Source organism: Bacillus sp. NPDC060175, from assembly GCF_042728695.1.
In the GTDB taxonomy this organism is placed as follows: Bacteria; Bacillota; Bacilli; order Bacillales; family Bacillaceae_G; genus Bacillus_A.
In genome coordinates, this window is record NZ_JBHWYR010000081.1 from 1 (window position 1) to 18,076 (window position 18,076).

At 34.1% G+C, this 18,076-nt stretch carries 20 protein-coding genes; 7 read left to right on the forward strand and 13 right to left on the reverse strand.

Features of this window, described 5'->3' with window-relative positions; all coding sequences use genetic code 11:
* Positions 1-28: 28 nt before the first annotated feature.
* Entirely contained in the window at positions 29-1,027 is a 999-nt protein-coding gene (locus ACFWDE_RS25820) for a DUF2628 domain-containing protein (protein WP_377895663.1), read from the reverse strand.
* Positions 1,028-1,052: 25 nt separating this feature from the next.
* Positions 1,053-1,505: a methylated-DNA--[protein]-cysteine S-methyltransferase gene (locus ACFWDE_RS25825; RefSeq protein WP_002031467.1), complete on the reverse strand. Its 453-nt coding sequence runs from the start codon at positions 1,503-1,505 to the stop codon at positions 1,053-1,055.
* A gap of 133 nt (positions 1,506-1,638) precedes the next feature.
* On the opposite strand from ACFWDE_RS25825, the gene namA reads away from it, so the two are divergent.
* Positions 1,639-2,676, forward strand: coding sequence for an NADPH dehydrogenase NamA (gene namA, locus ACFWDE_RS25830; protein ID WP_377895664.1), 1,038 nt, complete (start codon positions 1,639-1,641; stop codon positions 2,674-2,676).
* Between the two features lie 29 nt (positions 2,677-2,705).
* Here the strand turns inward: namA and ACFWDE_RS25835 are convergent, their stop codons facing one another.
* Together ACFWDE_RS25835 and ACFWDE_RS25840 are read right to left on the reverse strand one after the other, a co-directional pair.
* Positions 2,706-3,365: an oxidoreductase gene (locus tag ACFWDE_RS25835; protein ID WP_002148572.1), complete on the reverse strand. Its 660-nt coding sequence runs from the start codon at positions 3,363-3,365 to the stop codon at positions 2,706-2,708.
* A 112-nt stretch (positions 3,366-3,477) separates the two neighbouring features.
* Positions 3,478-3,633: a hypothetical protein gene (locus ACFWDE_RS25840; RefSeq protein ID WP_198285187.1), complete on the reverse strand. Its 156-nt coding sequence runs from the start codon at positions 3,631-3,633 to the stop codon at positions 3,478-3,480.
* 268 nt (positions 3,634-3,901) lie between these two features.
* Here ACFWDE_RS25840 and ACFWDE_RS25845 point away from each other — a divergent pair, with 268 nt between their 5' ends.
* Both ACFWDE_RS25845 and ACFWDE_RS25850 read left to right on the forward strand, forming a co-directional pair.
* On the forward strand, positions 3,902-4,852 hold the full coding sequence (locus ACFWDE_RS25845) for a metal ABC transporter substrate-binding protein (RefSeq protein WP_002118552.1): 951 nt from the start codon (positions 3,902-3,904) through the stop codon (positions 4,850-4,852).
* A gap of 138 nt (positions 4,853-4,990) precedes the next feature.
* A complete protein-coding gene (locus ACFWDE_RS25850) occupies positions 4,991-5,461 on the forward strand; it encodes a GNAT family N-acetyltransferase (RefSeq protein WP_377895666.1) in 471 nt (156 codons plus the stop codon).
* Positions 5,462-5,600: 139 nt separating this feature from the next.
* On the opposite strand, the gene ACFWDE_RS25855 is transcribed toward ACFWDE_RS25850, so the two are convergent.
* Positions 5,601-6,551: a CobW family GTP-binding protein gene (locus ACFWDE_RS25855; RefSeq protein ID WP_377895667.1), complete on the reverse strand. Its 951-nt coding sequence runs from the start codon at positions 6,549-6,551 to the stop codon at positions 5,601-5,603.
* Between the two features lie 164 nt (positions 6,552-6,715).
* Between ACFWDE_RS25855 and ACFWDE_RS25860 the strand changes: the two genes are divergently transcribed.
* The gene (locus ACFWDE_RS25860) at positions 6,716-7,618 is read left to right on the forward strand and encodes an aldo/keto reductase (RefSeq protein ID WP_377895669.1); all 903 of its coding nucleotides are present in this window, start codon (positions 6,716-6,718) and stop codon (positions 7,616-7,618) included.
* Positions 7,619-7,641: 23 nt separating this feature from the next.
* Here the strand turns inward: ACFWDE_RS25860 and ACFWDE_RS25865 are convergent, their stop codons facing one another.
* Complete coding sequence (locus ACFWDE_RS25865; protein WP_377895670.1) at positions 7,642-8,226, reverse strand: GNAT family N-acetyltransferase; 585 nt, start codon at positions 8,224-8,226, stop codon at positions 7,642-7,644.
* Between the two features lie 84 nt (positions 8,227-8,310).
* On the reverse strand, positions 8,311-9,774 hold the full coding sequence (locus ACFWDE_RS25870; protein ID WP_377895671.1) for a flavin monoamine oxidase family protein: 1,464 nt from the start codon (positions 9,772-9,774) through the stop codon (positions 8,311-8,313).
* 179 nt (positions 9,775-9,953) lie between these two features.
* Between ACFWDE_RS25870 and ACFWDE_RS25875 the strand changes: the two genes are divergently transcribed.
* The gene (locus ACFWDE_RS25875; RefSeq protein ID WP_002148588.1) at positions 9,954-10,145 is read left to right on the forward strand and encodes a DUF3896 family protein; all 192 of its coding nucleotides are present in this window, start codon (positions 9,954-9,956) and stop codon (positions 10,143-10,145) included.
* A gap of 104 nt (positions 10,146-10,249) precedes the next feature.
* Complete coding sequence (locus ACFWDE_RS25880) at positions 10,250-11,251, forward strand: LLM class flavin-dependent oxidoreductase (RefSeq protein ID WP_377895673.1); 1,002 nt, start codon at positions 10,250-10,252, stop codon at positions 11,249-11,251.
* A gap of 52 nt (positions 11,252-11,303) precedes the next feature.
* Here ACFWDE_RS25880 and ACFWDE_RS25885 read toward each other — a convergent pair whose 3' ends face one another.
* From ACFWDE_RS25885 to ACFWDE_RS25895, 3 genes are all read right to left on the reverse strand, one after another.
* Positions 11,304-12,245: an alpha/beta hydrolase gene (locus tag ACFWDE_RS25885; protein WP_377895674.1), complete on the reverse strand. Its 942-nt coding sequence runs from the start codon at positions 12,243-12,245 to the stop codon at positions 11,304-11,306.
* Between the two features lie 255 nt (positions 12,246-12,500).
* Positions 12,501-12,965, reverse strand: coding sequence for a DUF3939 domain-containing protein (locus tag ACFWDE_RS25890; RefSeq protein ID WP_000488199.1), 465 nt, complete (start codon positions 12,963-12,965; stop codon positions 12,501-12,503).
* Positions 12,966-13,074: 109 nt separating this feature from the next.
* Positions 13,075-13,518 (reverse strand): Dps family protein, encoded by a 444-nt coding sequence (locus tag ACFWDE_RS25895; RefSeq protein ID WP_002118526.1) that lies wholly within the window; start codon positions 13,516-13,518, stop codon positions 13,075-13,077.
* 241 nt (positions 13,519-13,759) lie between these two features.
* Between ACFWDE_RS25895 and ACFWDE_RS25900 the strand changes: the two genes are divergently transcribed.
* Positions 13,760-14,800, forward strand: coding sequence for a YkvI family membrane protein (locus ACFWDE_RS25900; protein ID WP_063226475.1), 1,041 nt, complete (start codon positions 13,760-13,762; stop codon positions 14,798-14,800).
* Between the two features lie 34 nt (positions 14,801-14,834).
* Here ACFWDE_RS25900 and ACFWDE_RS25905 read toward each other — a convergent pair whose 3' ends face one another.
* The 3 genes from ACFWDE_RS25905 to ACFWDE_RS25915 form a co-directional block, all read right to left on the reverse strand.
* Positions 14,835-15,203, reverse strand: a complete 369-nt coding sequence (locus tag ACFWDE_RS25905) for a DUF3979 family protein (RefSeq protein ID WP_016094221.1) — start codon at positions 15,201-15,203, stop codon at positions 14,835-14,837.
* Positions 15,204-15,471: 268 nt separating this feature from the next.
* Complete coding sequence (locus tag ACFWDE_RS25910; protein WP_219918054.1) at positions 15,472-15,777, reverse strand: hypothetical protein; 306 nt, start codon at positions 15,775-15,777, stop codon at positions 15,472-15,474.
* Between the two features lie 164 nt (positions 15,778-15,941).
* Positions 15,942-17,924: a methyl-accepting chemotaxis protein gene (locus tag ACFWDE_RS25915; RefSeq protein ID WP_377895678.1), complete on the reverse strand. Its 1,983-nt coding sequence runs from the start codon at positions 17,922-17,924 to the stop codon at positions 15,942-15,944.
* Positions 17,925-18,076: the final 152 nt, after the last annotated feature.

Here is an 18,076-nt window from a genome sequence, read left to right on the forward strand (position 1 = left end):
ATATATTTTATTATACAAAAGATTCTGATTATTTTAAATATTTATTTTTATAAAAAGAAAAAAAGCGGTCAGAAATTGCTTTCCCTCCGCTTTGTTGAATAGCATTTACTTGTAAGCCATCCTCTATATCAAATGGATTTTGAACTTTAAATATTTCCTCCATTATCTTCAAAAACTCTTCTTCATTTTTAGATTCACCATTAATCGTAAGGGAGTATGGCTCAATTTCACTCAATTTATAATCAACAATAAATTGAATTGTAACTTTTTGTCTTGGCATCCCTGGGCTGTATCCTTGAAATTCTACTAATTCCATACCTTCCGAACCACGATAATATATCCACCCTGAATTTTGAAAATAGCTTTCAAACGATTCACCAATCGAAAAGAAAGGATATTCATAAAGCGAACTTGTGCGTACTTTTTGTATAATATCTCGATCAGTCGGAAAAAAGAAATGACTGAAAAAAATACTAGCAACTGCTAAAATAGTAACGATTGTTGCTCCCATTTTACTCGTTCCACCACTATCACGGATCAGATAATTTTCAACCGATTCATCTTTAATTCCCCGTGCTTTTATTCGATATATACGCCTTTCTGCAAATTGATAATATAATCCATTTGCAAAAATCCCCATCCCAAATAGAATGAAAATGAGTAATAAAAACGTAAGAGGCACCATATTAATGATTGGCAACGCTACGTTGAACCCCATATAATAAGAAAATGCATCACATGCTACTAATAACAGTATAAATAAAGCAGCAGGTAAATAATACTTACGATATCCAAGCCAACCTACATTGAAAATAGCAGCCAAACCATTCCAGCTCCACCTAGCAATTCGCTTATTCTCAAGCTCCCATTTTCTTTTGTAATATGGATATTGTCTCCCTACATATACTTCTAATTCTTTGTCTATTAGCGAGCTTTCTTCACCTTGTTTATTATGCAAGTTCCGTTGACAATTTGCACAATTCAACTGATCATTAATACAAGGTCGCCCACAATTTATACATTTCAAAACAATCCCTCTTTCCATCCATACTTCATTTTAATATGCCTTCATGCTTCAATAACCACTCTTTCCTCCATAAACCACCTGCATACCCAACAAGTTTTCCACTCTTTCCTATTACACGATGACATGGAACGATAATTGAAATTGGATTCCGGCTATTTGCCCCTCCTATCGCTCGTACAGCTTTCGTATTCCCAACCTTATCTGCAATATCTAAATATGAAGCACTTACGCCATATGGTACGGTGTAAAGTGCTTCCCATACATTCTTTTGGAATGGTGTTCCTTCAGCAGACAATGGAACTGTAAACTCTTTTCTTTTTCCTTCAAAGTATTCATCTAATTCATTTATACATTGTTCAACAAGTTCATTTTTATGTTCTTCTTTTCTTTCTTCAACAAATATAACAGACGTAATCCCTTTCGTATTCGCTGTAATTTCCAGCAAACCTAATTCACTTTCATAATAAGCCTGATACATATGTCATCCTCCAATTCAATTCATATTAGCCATTGTAACACGAATAGACAAAATTTTTCGTATAAGCGTTTTATTAGAGAAACAAAAAAGAGAATGATACAATGTAAGAAAATTCAATTAAGGAGGCTATTTGATGAATCCCCAACTTTTTTCACCCTATACAATTAAGGACGTTACACTAAAAAACCGTATCGTTATGTCGCCTATGTGCATGTATTCATCAGAGAATGAGGATGGCCAAGTAACTAATTTTCATCTCGTCCACTATGGAACCAGGGCTGCCGGTCAAGTAGGTTTAGTTATGATTGAAGCAACAGCTGTATTACCTGAAGGACGAATTTCTAACAAAGACTTAGGCATTTGGGATGATAGCCTAATTGAAGGCTTACATAAAACGACAACTTTTATACATGATAACGGTGCAAAAGCTGCCATTCAACTCGCACATGCCGGAAGAAAGGCTGAATTAGAAACGGATGCTTTCGCTCCTTCAGCAATTCCGTTTAACGATAGAATGAAAATACCAGTAGAAATGAGTAAACAGCAAATTAAAGAAACTGTTTTGGCTTTTCAAAGAGCTGCTTTACGCTCTAAAGAAGCTGGCTTTGACGTTATTGAATTACACGGTGCCCACGGTTATCTTATTAATGAATTTCTTTCTCCACTTTCCAATAAGCGAACTGATGAATACGGGGGCTCACCTGAAAATCGCTATCGCTTCTTACGTGAAATCACTGATGCAGTAAATGAAGTTTGGACTGGGCCGTTGTTTGTTCGTATTTCTGCTAATGATTATCATCATGAAGGTTTAACTGTTCATGATTATGTTCAGTATACAAAATGGATGCAAGAGCAAAGCGTAGATTTAATTGACTGTAGTTCTGGTGCAGTTGTTCCAGCACATATTGATGTTTATCCTGGTTACCAAGTACAATATGCTAAACATATTAAGGAGCATGTTAACATTGCAACTGGTGCGGTAGGATTAATTACAACAGGATCACAAGCAGAGCAAATTTTAAAAACTAACGAGGCAGATTTAATTTTTATCGGACGTGAGTTACTTCGCAATCCATACTTCCCAAGAATAGCCGCCAATGAACTCGGCTTTGAATTACAAGAACCATATCAGTACCGACGAGCACCCGGAAAAATTAAAACTAATAAATAAAACCGAGAAGTGAGTCTTCTCGGTTTTATTTATTCTATCGTTGTAATTTCATTTGAATTATAAATATGGATACCCGATTCTTCACGCAGCGCTGTTATATACATTCCTTTCGCCACATCTTTGGCTGAAATTGGTTTGTACTTTTTAAAAGCCCCTTTAAATATAAACGGAAGAATACGAGATAATTTCTCAGCCATTCTTTCCCCAAAACGATATTCTTGTCGATTTCCTACTAATAATGACGGCCTGAAAATGTGTATGCCACCAATAACTAGCTTTTTCAGCTCCTCTTCCATTTTCCCCTTCACTTGCGAGTAAAAGAAGAATGATTTAGGATTTGCTCCCATTGATGAAATAACAAGAAAATTTTGCACGCCTTGTTTTTCAGCTAAGCAGGCAGCTCGCAATGTATATTCATAATCTACTTTTTTAAAATTCACCTTCGACTTCGCTTTTTTTATCGTTGTTCCTAAACAACTAAAAACATCATCTACTGCAAAAAATTCTTTATATTCCTCTAATACTGAAAAATCCACCTGTTTCTGCTGCAATTTCTCATGCTGTAATTGTAATGGTTCTCTTACAAAAATAGTAACCGAATCGTAGTAATCTGAGTCAAGTAATAGTCGCGTTATTTCTTGTCCAACTAGCCCACTTGCGCCAAGTACTAACGCTGTTCGTTCATTCATATATATACCTCTTTATTTACTTTTCTCTCCTTTTGCTGAAAGTCGCTAATAGGAGTTTCCGTTTTATCATTTTATCATAATTAAAGTACTATGCGTAAGCATAGTGCTTTAATTACTCTTTTTTCTTTTCTTTTTCTTCAACTGGCAATTTCGTAATTGTTGTAGCATCCCCTAAATTACTTATTAGTCTTCTTAAAAAAATTAAAACAAAAGATAACGGCAAAACAACCGCAAGTATTAAAAAGATAGCCTCCATAATGTAACCCAAGCGCTCATCCCCTTTTTTCTGCTCCCTCCCAATATATGAAAGTAACATTGTCACATATGCACCAATCACAAAAATTAATACCTTTCTTTTTGACAGATTTATAACAAAATCAAATCGTAATGATTATTATTTATTGCAACTTTCATAAAGATGTATTATACTAGGTTCGCGAGCTAAAACGTAATTATTCCGTTTTGTATTAAAATGATATTTTTCTTCTATAATTGGGGGAAGATATATCCGTAAAAAAAGAAAAGAGGAGAACTTCATGCCTAAAAGATTGACTATATTTTCATTCTTACTTATTTTCACTTTAATTTTTACTGGCTGCTCAAATAAAAAAGAAGATACTGCCAAGAAAGATGGAAAACTAACTGTTTATACAACCATTTTCCCACTTGCTGATTTCGCAAAAAAAATCGGTGGTGATTATGTAAATGTAGAAGCAATTTACCCACCTGGTGCGGATTCTCATACATTTGAACCGAGTCAAAAACAGACTGTACAAATCGCAAAAGCCGATTTATTCGTTTATAACGGTGCAGAATTAGAACCATTTGCCGAAAAAATGGAAAAATCCTTAAAAAAAGAAAACGTAAAAGTTGTAAATGCATCTAAAGATATCGAACTTCGTGCTTCATCTGAAGAAGAGCAGCACGATCATGGAGACGGTCATAAAGAAGATGAACATCATCACGATAAAGACCCACACGTTTGGATAGATCCTACTCTTGCGATGAAACAAGCAGAAAAAATTAAAAATGCACTTGTAGAATTACAGCCTGAACATAAAAAAGAATTCGAAAAAAACTTCGCAGCACTTCAAACAAAATTTACTGATTTAGATGATCAATTTAAAGCAGTTGTTGCAAATGCAAAAACGAAAGAAATATTAGTTTCACATGCAGCTTATGGCTACTGGGAACAACGATACGGTTTAAAACAAATCCCAATCGCTGGAATTTCAGCATCTGATGAACCATCTCAAAAACAGCTTGCTGACATTACAAAAACAGTAAAAGAACACGGTTTAAAATATATTTTATTTGAGACATTCTCTACTCCAAAAGTAGCATCAGTTATTCAAAAAGAAACAGGTACAAAAATTTTACGCTTAAATCACCTTGCTACTATTTCTGAGGATGATGCTAAGAACAATAAAGATTACTTTACTTTAATGGAAGAAAACGTGAATACATTGAAAGAAGCTACTAACTAATCAACTATATTTTCTAGGCAGCTGAATATGTCATTCAGCTGCCTTTTTATGTATTTACCCTTGACTTGGCCGAAATAACAAGTAAAATTATCCATATTAGCTTTTAAGCTATAATAACTTAGAAGGTGAGTTGGAACTATGAATCTTCACATTTGTGAAGTAACAGCAAATAATTGGCGTTCAGTAGCTGCTTTAAACGTAACAAAAGAACAGCAGCAATTTATTGAAAGCAATGCGTTTTCTTTAGCAGAATCATTATATGAAGAAAACGGAACGTCAGTAGGCTTATATGACAAAGAAACACTCGTTGGATACGCAATGTACGGTTGGCATTCCAAAAAGCATGAAAGCGTATGGTTAGATCGTTTTATGATTGATCAGCATTTTCAAGGAAAAGGATATGCAAAACGTTTCCTTCGTTTACTAATCCAATATTTACAACAAAAATTTGAATGTAAAATAATTTATTTAAGTTTACATCCAGACAACAAACTCGCAATGGGACTATATGAATCATTTGGCTTCCGTTTAAACGGAGACATTGATGACGAGGGTCCAGTTGTAGGTGTTGTAATGGAATTATTATTAGATGAAAATACAAGCCTGTGAAAACAGGCTTTTTATTATACATTTATTAATGTTACGTTTTCTATCTTTAGCTTCTTCCCCCTATATACTTCTTTTTTGTAATCTAGTATTATCTCAATGGAATGCTCATTAAAAAAATAAGCCTGCGATTTACGCAGACTTATTTCACACACTCTCGAAAATGTTCTTGGAACCATTCTTTATTAATATCTTTTCCGATGAACACTACTTCACTTACTCGCTCTTCGCCCTCTTGCCACTCTCTATCGTACGAAGCAGCAAACAATGTATGTACACCTTGGAAAACAATTCTTTTATCTACTCCGTCAATAGATAATATCCCTTTGTAACGATATAAATACTCCCCTAGCTCTTGCACGACAGCTGACATCCACTCATTCAGTTTTTGTAAATCTAACGGACGCTCTTCACGTAGTACAAACGATTTTACACCTTCTAAATGGTTATGTTCTTTATGAGGGTAAATTTGTAACGTATCTTTCGTTTTAAACGTTTGAATTTGTAGTAACGATGGTATATCTACCTCACAGTTAGTCGTCTCGATTAATTTTGCAGTTGGATTAATTCCTTGCAGTTCATGCACGAGACTTTCTTTCTCATTTTCTTCAATTAAATCTAATTTATTAACTAACACAACATCAGCAAAGGCAATTTGTTCTTTTGCTTCTAGTCCCTTTTCAAAATGTTTATGTATATGATAGCTATCTACAACTGTTACAACACCGTTAATTTGGTATGCAGATTGAATAACTGGATCTAAAAAGAAAGTTTGAATAATCGGACCTGGATTTGCAAGACCTGTTGTTTCAATTACTAATCCATCAAATTCCATTTCCCCTTCTGCTTTCACATCCAGTAATTGTTTTAAAGCAACAAGTAAATCTTCACGCACAGTACAGCATAAACAGCCATTTGTCATTTCCATAATCTCTTCTTCAACATTCATAATCAATTGATTATCGATACCAATTTGTCCTATTTCATTTACAATCACCGCTAATTTCTTACCGTGATTTTCTGATAAAATACGATTTAATAATGTTGTTTTCCCTGATCCAAGAAAACCCGTTAATATTGTTACTGGAATCATTTCGTACCTCTCCTTATAGCTAAATGTTTCTATATTATAGCATATAGAAAAAATCGTTTTTGTAGCAAAACATATTTATTGTATGTACGACCCTGTAACTATATAATAATATGTAGCAAGAAAGCCTTTTCAAAATATTATCATTCATCAAGGAGGTACTTAAAATGGAACGAGTTCAAATGGCCGAAACACTGGAATTTTCTCGTATTATTCAAGGATTTTGGCGTTTAGCAGAATGGAATATGACGAAACAAGAATTACTTTCTTTTATTGAATCTTGTATGGATATGGGGATAACTACTTTCGATCACGCTGATATTTATGGTGGATATAAGTGTGAAGAATTGTTTGGAGAAGCACTACAACTCAAGCCTTCCTTACGCGAAAACATGCAAATTGTCACAAAATGTGGAATCGCTCCCCCATCACCGAAATTTCCAGAGCGATATGTTGCTCACTACAATACGAGTGCTGAACATATCATAAAGAGCGCGGAGGATTCATTACAAAACTTACATACAGATTATATTGATGTATTACTCATCCATCGTCCTGATCCATTTATGGATCCAAACGAAGTGGCAGAAGCTTTTTCACGCTTAAAGCACGAAGGAAAAGTACGTCACTTCGGTGTATCTAACTTTTTACCTTCACAATTTAATATGTTAAGTTCATATTTAGATTTCCCGCTCATTACAAATCAAATCGAAGTATCTGTGATGCAGCTTGAGCACTTTGAAAAAGGTACGATTGATTTATGCCAAGAAAAACGAATCAACCCAATGATTTGGTCACCTCTTGCTGGTGGTGAAATCTTTACCGGTCAAACTGAACGTGCTGTACGTGTACGTGAAACACTGCAAAAAGTTGCTACTGAGCTAGGTGTTGATAGCATCGATACTGTTATGTATGCATGGTTACTTGCTCATCCAGCTAAAATGATGCCAATCGTTGGCTCAGGTAAATTAGATCGTGTAAAAACGGCCGCTCTTGCTACAAAAGTTAACTTAGATCGTCAACAATGGTTTACAATTTTTGAAAGCTCTAATGGACATCCTGTACCATAATATAAAGAAGAAGAGCTGTTTCTTTACAGCTCTTCTTTTTCATATGTATTTCTCGTCATTGCAAATACACACATATCCCTTAATCCATTTCCATCTACCGCAACACTCGCACTTTCTAAAATCCCCTCTAATTTAAAACCTAATTTCTCAGGTATCGCTCTACTCTTCTTATTTAGAGAATCACAACGAATTTCTACGCGGTTTGCTTTCAGTTCAGAAAAAGCATAATCCGTTATACCTTTCGTAGCCTCTACCATATAGCCTTTTCCACTAAATCTCGAATCAATCCAATACCCGATTTCAAATTGAGGTATATCCCAATTAATACGATGTAATCCGCTAGAAGCAATAAATTCACCTGTTTCTTTCGAGAATACTAGCAACCTCAAATCTTCTCTTTGTAAAAATTGAATATGCGATTTTCTTATACTCTCTTCTATTTCTTCCTCTGTTTGCTCTTTTTGTGCAAAAACCATCCAAGGGTTTAATTCTTGTATTGAAGCTTGAATTGCGTCATATACAACTTTACCATCGCCTGGTTTCGGCATTCGAATAAAAAGCCTGTCAGTATAAAATTCAGAAGAAAAATCGAATAATAACGGATTCACTGTAAACACTCCCTATAATTCTTTTATATATAATAATATCCATCTCAAGTTATACGGTAAAGAAATTTCTGAATTTTAAACATTTTATTCATTTACTTCTATCGCTACACGAACTCCAGACTCAATCGCACCTTGAATCCATCCGTGATATAACGTTGTATGATCTCCAGCAAAGAATATTTTCCCCTCTGGCTTTACAATCACTGGTTGTAGCTCAGATTCTTGACCAGCTTGAAAAAGGGCAAATCCTCCAAGCGCATATGGATCCAATGTCCAACTTTTTGATATTCCAGACATGAATTCATCATATACTTGACCACCTAATATCGTTGCTAAGTTGTGCAATGTGTAATAAATACGATCACCCTTTGATAACCCATCCCATAACAACGCATCATAAGACCATGTATAGCTTCCTAACATCATAGCAGGTCCTTTCTCTCCAATTCCATGGCTTGGATAATAGGCGTAACGAATTGGCAAATCTGTTATAATTCTGCCACCTAATTGCCCTTGTTCTTCCCAAAATCGACTTTTAAATTGAATGCCTATTTTCGTCGCAGGCATATAATGCAATTCACGAATTGCTTTCCACTTTTCATGAGATATAGAATCAAATGGATCTACTTCCACAAAACGCATTGTCGAAAACGGAATTGTAACAATAACTAAATCCCCTGTAATACTACTATATTCAAAAGTTTCCTCATTTCGATAGAAAGCCGTCACACCGTTATCGTGTTGATGTAGCTTCATTAATTTTTGATTATAAATAATATTTTCTTCTAATTGCGGTAAAAAAGACTTTGGTAATCTATCGTTTCCACCTATTATTTCACAAAATCCGCTCTCCTCTTGCATAATGTATAAAAAACGTAACGTCTCAACGAATGACCTTTCTAAAAAACCTTCTAAATCTAACAGAACACCAATCATCTCAATCGTTACTGGCGAAAAATACGTATTATATTGATAAGGATGATACTTTAAAAATTGCCCTGTAGAATATTTCCCAAAATCCTTTACTACAATATCCCAATTTTTTTCTGGATTTCTTTTAATAAAATTTATAATTGGCTGTACCGCTAATAATAATAGGTCCTCCGACGTTTTCCCCTCTTCGTTCATTTCCACCGGATACTTTAAAATACTTGGGTCCTTTTCATATTGTTTCAACGTTGTTTTCCGACCATTTACGTATATAATATCAGTCTCATTCCTATTAATAAAAGGGCTCACCTGTAGCCCATACTTTCTTATATATGCCATCGTTAATTTGTGCGAATACGGAATTCTCATCGCTCCAACATCTAAATATAATCCGGTATCTTCCATCCTAACTGTCTCTATGCGGCCACCTACACGGTTGTTCGCTTCAAAAATCTTCACTTCATGCCCTGCTGTTTTTAATAAAGATGCCGAAACTAATCCAGCCATGCCTGCCCCTACTACAATAATTTGTTTCGGACGTGTCGTCTTCTTTAATCCATTATTTATAACTTTTAACGTTTCATCTAACTCAGTGTTATACATTATATCTTTCTGCACAATTCCACCCCTTACTTCATAAAATGGACATTAGTGGTTTAGTGCATTTTATTCATGAATCCCCTTAAACATAACACCATAGCAATTTGAAGATTCACTAAAAATACATATGGTGTAGCTCTCCCTCTTCTACATGCTTCATACAATAAATATATATAGTAGAGAAAGGAAGGATACACATGAAACGTACTTACGACTATCATGCTACAAAAAAACATTTAGAATTAAAGAAAGAACAGCTTTGTAAAAAACTTACTAGCGTTAAACTAACTGAGGAAGAACGCAAGCAAATATATCTAGAAATTGATAACTACGAATATATTTTAAACTTAGTCGAAATGAATCATTATGAACGAGGGTTTTCTCGTTAAAAGCGGATATAAAATTATCCGCTTTTTTGTGTGAGCATTTCATTACGCATTTTTCATAAGTAAATATATAATAGGATGTACATTAAGATTGAGAGGTATATTCTATGATCAAATTAAGTGTATTAGACCAATCACCTATTTCAGATGGTAGCACAGCAGCCCAAGCTATTTCACATACAGTTACGCTTGCACAAGAAGTTGAAAAACTCGGATTCACACGTTTTTGGGTATCCGAGCACCATAATTCAGTTAGCTTAGCTGGTTCAAGTCCAGAAATACTCATTTCACATATTGCCGCGAAAACTGATCGTATTAGAGTTGGTTCTGGTGGTGTTATGCTGCCACATTATAGCCCATATAAAGTTGCCGAGAATTTCCGCGTTTTAGAAGCACTTTATCCAAACCGCATCGACCTTGGTGTCGGGAGAGCACCTGGTGGTATGCCGATAGCAACTCGCGCACTTCAAGAAGGTAAGATGGTCTCACTTGATCAATATCCAGAACAAATTGCAAATGTTGCTATGTACTTACATGATCAAGTACCAGAAAACCATCATTATGCAAACTTAAAGGCTACTCCAGTTATCACAACATCTCCTGAAATGTGGATGCTCGGTTCTAGCGGAGAAAGTGCAATGATTGCCGCAAAGCAAGGCGCTTCTTTTGCATTTGCACAATTCATTAACGGATACGGTGGCCCTGAAGTAATGAGGGCTTATCAAGAACAATTCCAACCTTCCTATTTAGGTGATAAACCAAAATCAATCGTATCTATTTTTGTTATTTGCGGAGAAACAAACGAAGAAGCAGAGAAGATAGCATCAAGCCTTGATTTATCGATTTTACTATTAGAACAAGGAAAACGGACTACTGGTACTCCTTCTATCGAAACTGCTCAAAATTATTCGTATAGTGCTTATGATCTATTCCGCATAAAAGAAAATCGTCAACGTATGATCGTCGGTGATCCGTCTTCTGTGAAAGAAAAAATATTAAACTTAAGCAAAGCGTATAATACTGACGAATTTATGATTGTCACGATTACTCATCAATTTGAAGATAAATTAAACTCTTATCGCCTATTGGCAGACGCTTTTAATTTATAATAACGAAAGGGAGATGCATCACATATGATGCATCTCCCTTTCTTACTACCAATCAATTGTTTTTGCTTCCTATATATTCAATAGCTTCTTTTAATAACTCATCAAAATTATGAGGATAATCATGATTTAAGTTAGGCACAACTTTATACTTATGTTCTATATTTTTATCCTTTAATAACTTTACAAATTGCTGTGTACATTCGAAACAATCTTCATCTTGATCCCCACATATTATATATCCTTTTATGCTTTTATCATGTAATATTCCAATCATTTCTTCCCATTCTTCCATTTCCGGGAGCCACGGTGCCACAAAAATAAAACCGTTCACTTCTATTTCACCTTGTAACATGGAATGTAACGCTACTCTTGCCCCAGCAGAAAAGCCACCAATAATAATATTTCCAAATGTTTTATTTACTTTAATCTTATTGTAATGTTCTTTTAACTCTTCTCTTCCTCTTTCGATACTATCCCAAACATATCCATCTGAAAATTGAATTTGGGAAGATTGAGGCAATGCCAGCATAAAACCTTGTTCCATTACAGAGTTCCAATATGGTTCTATTATTTGTATATTTTCTTGATCCCCATGCAGTGTTATTAGTAGATTTTCATTTTGTTTGCTGTATGTATATTTCACGTCTGCTTGTTCCGTTTTCTTTGCTAACTCTTCTCTTTCTTTACATAATTGAACCATTCTATGAAACTCTTCAAATTTATGTAGTGGTTTTAAATCATCATCGGAAATTAAATACTCACTTCCGTACCAGAATCCATTTTCTATAATTGCTTTCTTCATTAAATGCAACGCTTCTTCTTCAAGTCCTGCTGCACTTGCTAATGCATATTTAAAATTATATATTTGTGCTTCATTATCCATTACATCTTTAGCGTTATTCGTTATATAAGAATACGCTTCAAAACTTCCTTTATTTGCATAACAATGTAACGTTTCATTTAATAACTTAATATAAGTCATACTATTTTTCATATAGAAATTCCCCCGTAACCTTTTATAATAATTGCTTCTCCAATCTTCCTATCATTCTAGGGTCACGGTATACGTAGTTAAATTCTACAATTCAACTTAACAATACCTGATCCTCAGAATGATATTTAATAATTAATGTATGTATACGCATAATACACCACTCCTTCCTATCCACTAATTGTAGTATAAAGTTAAACAGACTGAAAAATCAGTATTTTAATAAAAAAAAAGACAACAATAATATTATTGTTGTTCTCATAACATCTGCCCACTATTCTTTTTTTTCTTATCTGGTTTACTTGAAACTAAATAATGCTTTTCTGAAATATATAAGTTTCTTTTTAATATACGATTTAAATATGGTCCTAGCTTCACTCCGCATATGAGGCGATCTTCGCTATCTTCAACAATTGGGAACATTTCTTTTTCTGTTACATATTGATCTACGGCCTTTTGTACGATATCAATTTCTTTAACTAGGTTTAAATTTTCTTCTGTATGTTCAAATACCTCAAGCGTTTCCTTCGTTATCAGAAAAAAATTTGTTGGAAATGCAGGTAAATATGGCTTTAACAAATCATAATTTACTGTGTAATCATCATTTACTAAGACTGTATAAACGATATTAGCATTCGTTTCTAGAAACTTAGCCATCGCTTGCTCTAATTCATCTTTCGTAATTTCTCTATCTTCTTTTCCAGTTCTGAAAAAGCGAAACATCGTATCGCCTCCTTTTTACTATATTATAGCATAAAAGAAAACTGAAAAATCACAAAAAACTCTATTGAAAGAATTTTTCGATAGAGTTTTTTAAAAAATCAATTTATGTTTATTTTAAGAATGCACTTAACATCCATACATGTTGTTCTAATGTCGTATGAATTGCTAATAGCATATCAGCTGACGTTTCATCACCAGCTTCATCAGCTACTTCCATACCTTCTTTTAATTCTTGAATAAGTGCAGAAAAATCGTTTACTAAAGTTTGTACCATTTCTTCTGCAGACTCTTTGCTTGTCCCTTCGATTACAGTTGAAGTTGCTAAATACTCTTTCATTGTCGCTAACGGTTTTCCTTCTAACGCTAAAATACGCTCTGCTAACTCATCAATGTACGTTCCTGCTTCATTATAAAACTCTTCAAATTTCTCATGTAATGTAAAGAAGTGTGGTCCTGTCACATACCAATGATAATTATGCAGTTTCACATATAATACATTCCAGTTTGCTACCTGCTTGTTTAATACTTCAACAACATTTGTTTTCGTACTCATACAATCCACTCCTCTTATCATTTTATAATTATTATCTTTTAATAACTTAATTACATTTTACCATACATTTCCTACTCTTCCGAATGAACAGCTTATATGTAACAAAGTTTTAACAACCTTAATATTTCCCTAATATCATATAATTCATGTATTCTTTCAACTACTTCACATGTCTAATTGTCCAAGCTCACACATATGCATAATAGTAAGTCAAGCTCATCATAGAAGAAAGAGGGATAACATGGACAATCAACAATGGCAAGTAGCAAAGAAAGTCGCTGCTACTTATATCGGAACGGTCGTTGGAGCTGGATTTGCTACTGGGCGAGAAATTGTTGAATTTTTTACAGTTAACGGATTGTACGGGACCATTGGCATATGTATAAGTGGATTTTTTTTTATTTGGCTCGGTACAAAGATGATGTTACTTTCATCACAAATCGGGGCATTTTCAGCGCAAGAATTTAACAAATATTTATTTGGGGATGTATTTGGAAATGTCGTAAATACTTTATTATTACTCGTATTATTTGGCGTAACTAGCGTTATGTTATCAGGAGCCGGTGCAGTATTTGAAGAGCAACTCCGCCTCCCGAGACAACTTGGTATTTTCATCACGGTCATCGCCTGTCTCATTATTGGGAGCCGGGGATTACAAGGTGTTTTTGAAGTAAATACGCTTGTCGTACCTATTATGATGATCTTTATTATCGGACTCGCTATTACAACCTTTTTCCATAGTACAACACCTATTAGTAATACTATTCCTGCAGAGAGCTGGAATATGAAGTGGATTACTAGCCCTATTACATATGTCGCTTTAAATCTTTCGCTCGCCCAAAGCGTTCTCGTCCCGTTAGCCAGTGAAGTAAAAGATCGAAAAGCCATTTTGTGGGGTGGAATTTTAGGTGGTGCAGGACTTTCTTTAATTTTATTATGCAGCCATTTAGCTATCTTATCAGTCGACCAATTTTATCAATACAATATCCCAATGGCTGAAGTCATAAGAAGATTTAATGCAACTTTTCACTTTTTCTTTGTTCTTATTATTTTCGGTGAAGTGTTCACAACTTTAGTTGGTAATGTGTTCGGAATGACAAAACAAATGCAATCCATTACCGGATGGAAAAGTAATAACATTATTTACTTCATATTACTAATTAGTTATTGCTTTAGTTTCATCGGATATAGTGAATTACTTCATATTCTATACCCTATTATCGGTTGGGTGAGCATCATTTTACTACCGATTATTGCCTTTAAACAACTTCAAAAAACATGAAAAAACATCCGTGTATACGGATGTTTTTTCATGTTCATTCACAGTCTTCACATACTTCCCAGTACGGCCCCATTTCTACTGCAAGGTATGGCTTTAATTGCAAACGAATCATTCGACTTGGCATGCGTTCTAATACGAATTGAATGCCTTCTTCCTCTTCATCTAACTCAACTTTTGAAATAGCAATTCTTTGCATAGTAGTAATGGGGCTTCCATCTTTATATAAAGTGATTTTCACCTCATCATACTCATTAAAATACAATTCAACATTCATTTGCTTTTTTAACATTTCATCAACAATTTCATATTTATCATTTTGTTCCTGGATTATATATTTCCAGCCGCCTCTATCCAATTCTATCGGAGCAGCTTGGAATAATGTCATCAAATCCTCGTATAGCATAAGATAACCCCTCTCTTACTAAAAAACGATGAGTATTTTATATACCCTTTATCTCTATCACTATCCATGTTTATTGTACCATATATCACGAATCCTACCGCATTGATTTGCTTTATAAACGCATACAAAACCTATAGTATTTTCAGTTCACTCTCTATTCACTAGTATGTTCCCTTACTGATAACTTATCACTTTCCTTATTTCCTACACACTACTTACAACTCTTAAAAAAAACAACAAAAAAGAAGAGTAATTTATATCACTCTCCTCATAAGATTTTCCCTGTAGCTGCTAATGCTAATACTAGAATTAAACTTGCAAATAATAATGATACAATTAAACTAAAAATCGGTAATATTTTCTTTTCATTCTTCTTAGATAATAACCTTAAACAAAGAATGATATTTAATGGGACAAATATCAAATAAAGATATTTAACGACTTGTAATGAACTATTTGAAAGTGTTTTAAATACAAACACTTCAATTAAAAAAACAACAAAGAATAAAATACTTAACCAAAACGAGACATAGCTAAGCCAAGAATGTCTTTTCGTTCCCCAATACACTCCCATACCGATCTCCTTTAAACGTAGTCTATATTAGATTAATTATACATCAGCTTTACAAATCCCTCTATTTTTCGACAAACATTACATACATTGAACCTCTAATCCGTTTATCAGCTAAAAGACTGTCTCTAATAGCACTAATGCTATTTTAAGACAGCCTCTCCTTTTTATACTTTAAATCTTTCAATTAACCCTTGCAATTCTTCAGCCATTTGAGATAATGTACCAGCTGCAGAACCAATTTCCTCCATGGAAGCTAGCTGTTCCTCAGCTGATGCTGCAACACTTTGTGTGCTCGTCGCATTATTTTGTGCCGTCATAGCAATTTGACCAACCGAAATAGATACTTCATTTGCACCTTTTGACATTCCATTAGCTGTTTCAACCATCGTTTTAATTTGATCAACAATTTCATTTGTAGATTGTAAAATCTCAGCAAAATTTTGTTTCGTTTCATTTGCGATAACAAGTCCAGATTGAACTTCTTCATTTACATTATTCATAGATTTTACTGTCTTACTCATATCATCTTGTATTTCAGAAATTAATTTACTAATTTCACTCGATGATACGCTAGATTGTTCTGCTAATTTTCGTACTTCATCAGCAACAATTGCAAAGCCTCTTCCATGCTCACCAGCTCTTGCAGCCTCAATTGCTGCATTTAATGCTAGCAGATTTGTCTGATCTGCAATATTTTGAATTACTTCTAAAATATCACCAATTTGCTTTGATTTGTTATTTAATAACTGAATAACTGCATCTGATTGCGAAACAGATGCCGCAATAGACTGCATTTGATTTACTGTTTTTCCTACTAGTTTTCCGCCATCTTCCGCTTTTTCACGTGTATGAGCAGAAGCAGAATTAATAGAGGATGAACTATTTGCTACGTGCTGAATCCCTTCTGTTACATCAAACAGTAACATGGCACCATTTTCAACACTTGATGTTTGCGTCGTTGCCCCGCCCGATATTTCATCCATTGCCATTGTAATTTGTTCAGTCGCTTCACTCGCTTGTCTTACACTCGCAGTTAGCTCTTCTGATGCCGCTGCAACATGCCCGGCCGAATCATTAATTCTTCCAATTAACGTTCGTAGTGAATCTGTCATCTCATTAAAACCTTTTGCAAGTTGACCAATTTCATCGTTTGAATGAATTTCAATTGTTTGCGTTAAATCTCCTTCACTTATTTTTTTAGAAGTGGCAACTAATCTCTTTAAAGGTTTTGTAATAGAAAGCGTTACGAGATAAATAAGTGCTCCTCCTATAACTAGTGAAATAAGCATAACAATTAACATATTATAAAATACAGGCTGAGCAGCTTCAATTACTTCATTTGAGTACATCGTTCCACCGATTTTCCATCCTGTTTTTAAGTTTGTAGCAAATACCATTTTCTTTTCACTACCGTCATACGTGTATGAAAAAGTACCCTGATTATCTTCGTAAATTTTCTTTGCCCAAGAATCAGCTGCTTTATCTCCTGGTTTTTCTTGAGGATGCGCAATTATTTTTTGTTTTCCATCTAAAATGAATGTATATCCTTTTTTACCAATATTGATTAGCTTTGTTGTTTTCAATAAATTCTCTAAACTTAAATCTACCGCAACAACGCCTTTTTTATCTTCTGTTTGTTTCGCAATCGTTACGACAATATGTCCATTTCCTTTCGCCTTATACGGTTCAGTGACCACGATTCCACCTTGTTTACTCACTGCATCTTTATACCAAGAGCGGGTTGTTGGATCATAATCTGCTACCATTTGTATATTTGGTTCTTGCACAAACTTCTTATCATTGCCGGCAACATATACTTGTTCAATATCTTTATTTAAATTAATATATTGAGATAACACCTTTCTTAATTCATCTTGATTATCTCCTTGATACATATCACTATGAATCACTCGTGCAAAGTTATTTATTTCGTTAAATTTCGCCTCAATCATTTGATTGATTAAATTATCTAATATTTTTATATTATCGTGAGCACTACTCGTAATTTGTGATTCAAAATTCTTTTTAGCCGTTTGATAAGACATGCCTCCAATAATAGAGACAGCTGCAATTAAAATTACCAAAAATGAAATTAATAGCTTTTTTGCTACTTTTATATCTCGAAACCACCTTAACAGTTTACTCATTATAAACCTCCTACATTTAAATATTAAGTTTTAAAGATAAATAACCAATTATGAATATATCCCATTCCCTATCCTCTATTTTTACAATTCGTTTTTGATAAACACCTTGTAAAGTTTAAACAAATATTTCCCCTTTGTCTATATATATGAAT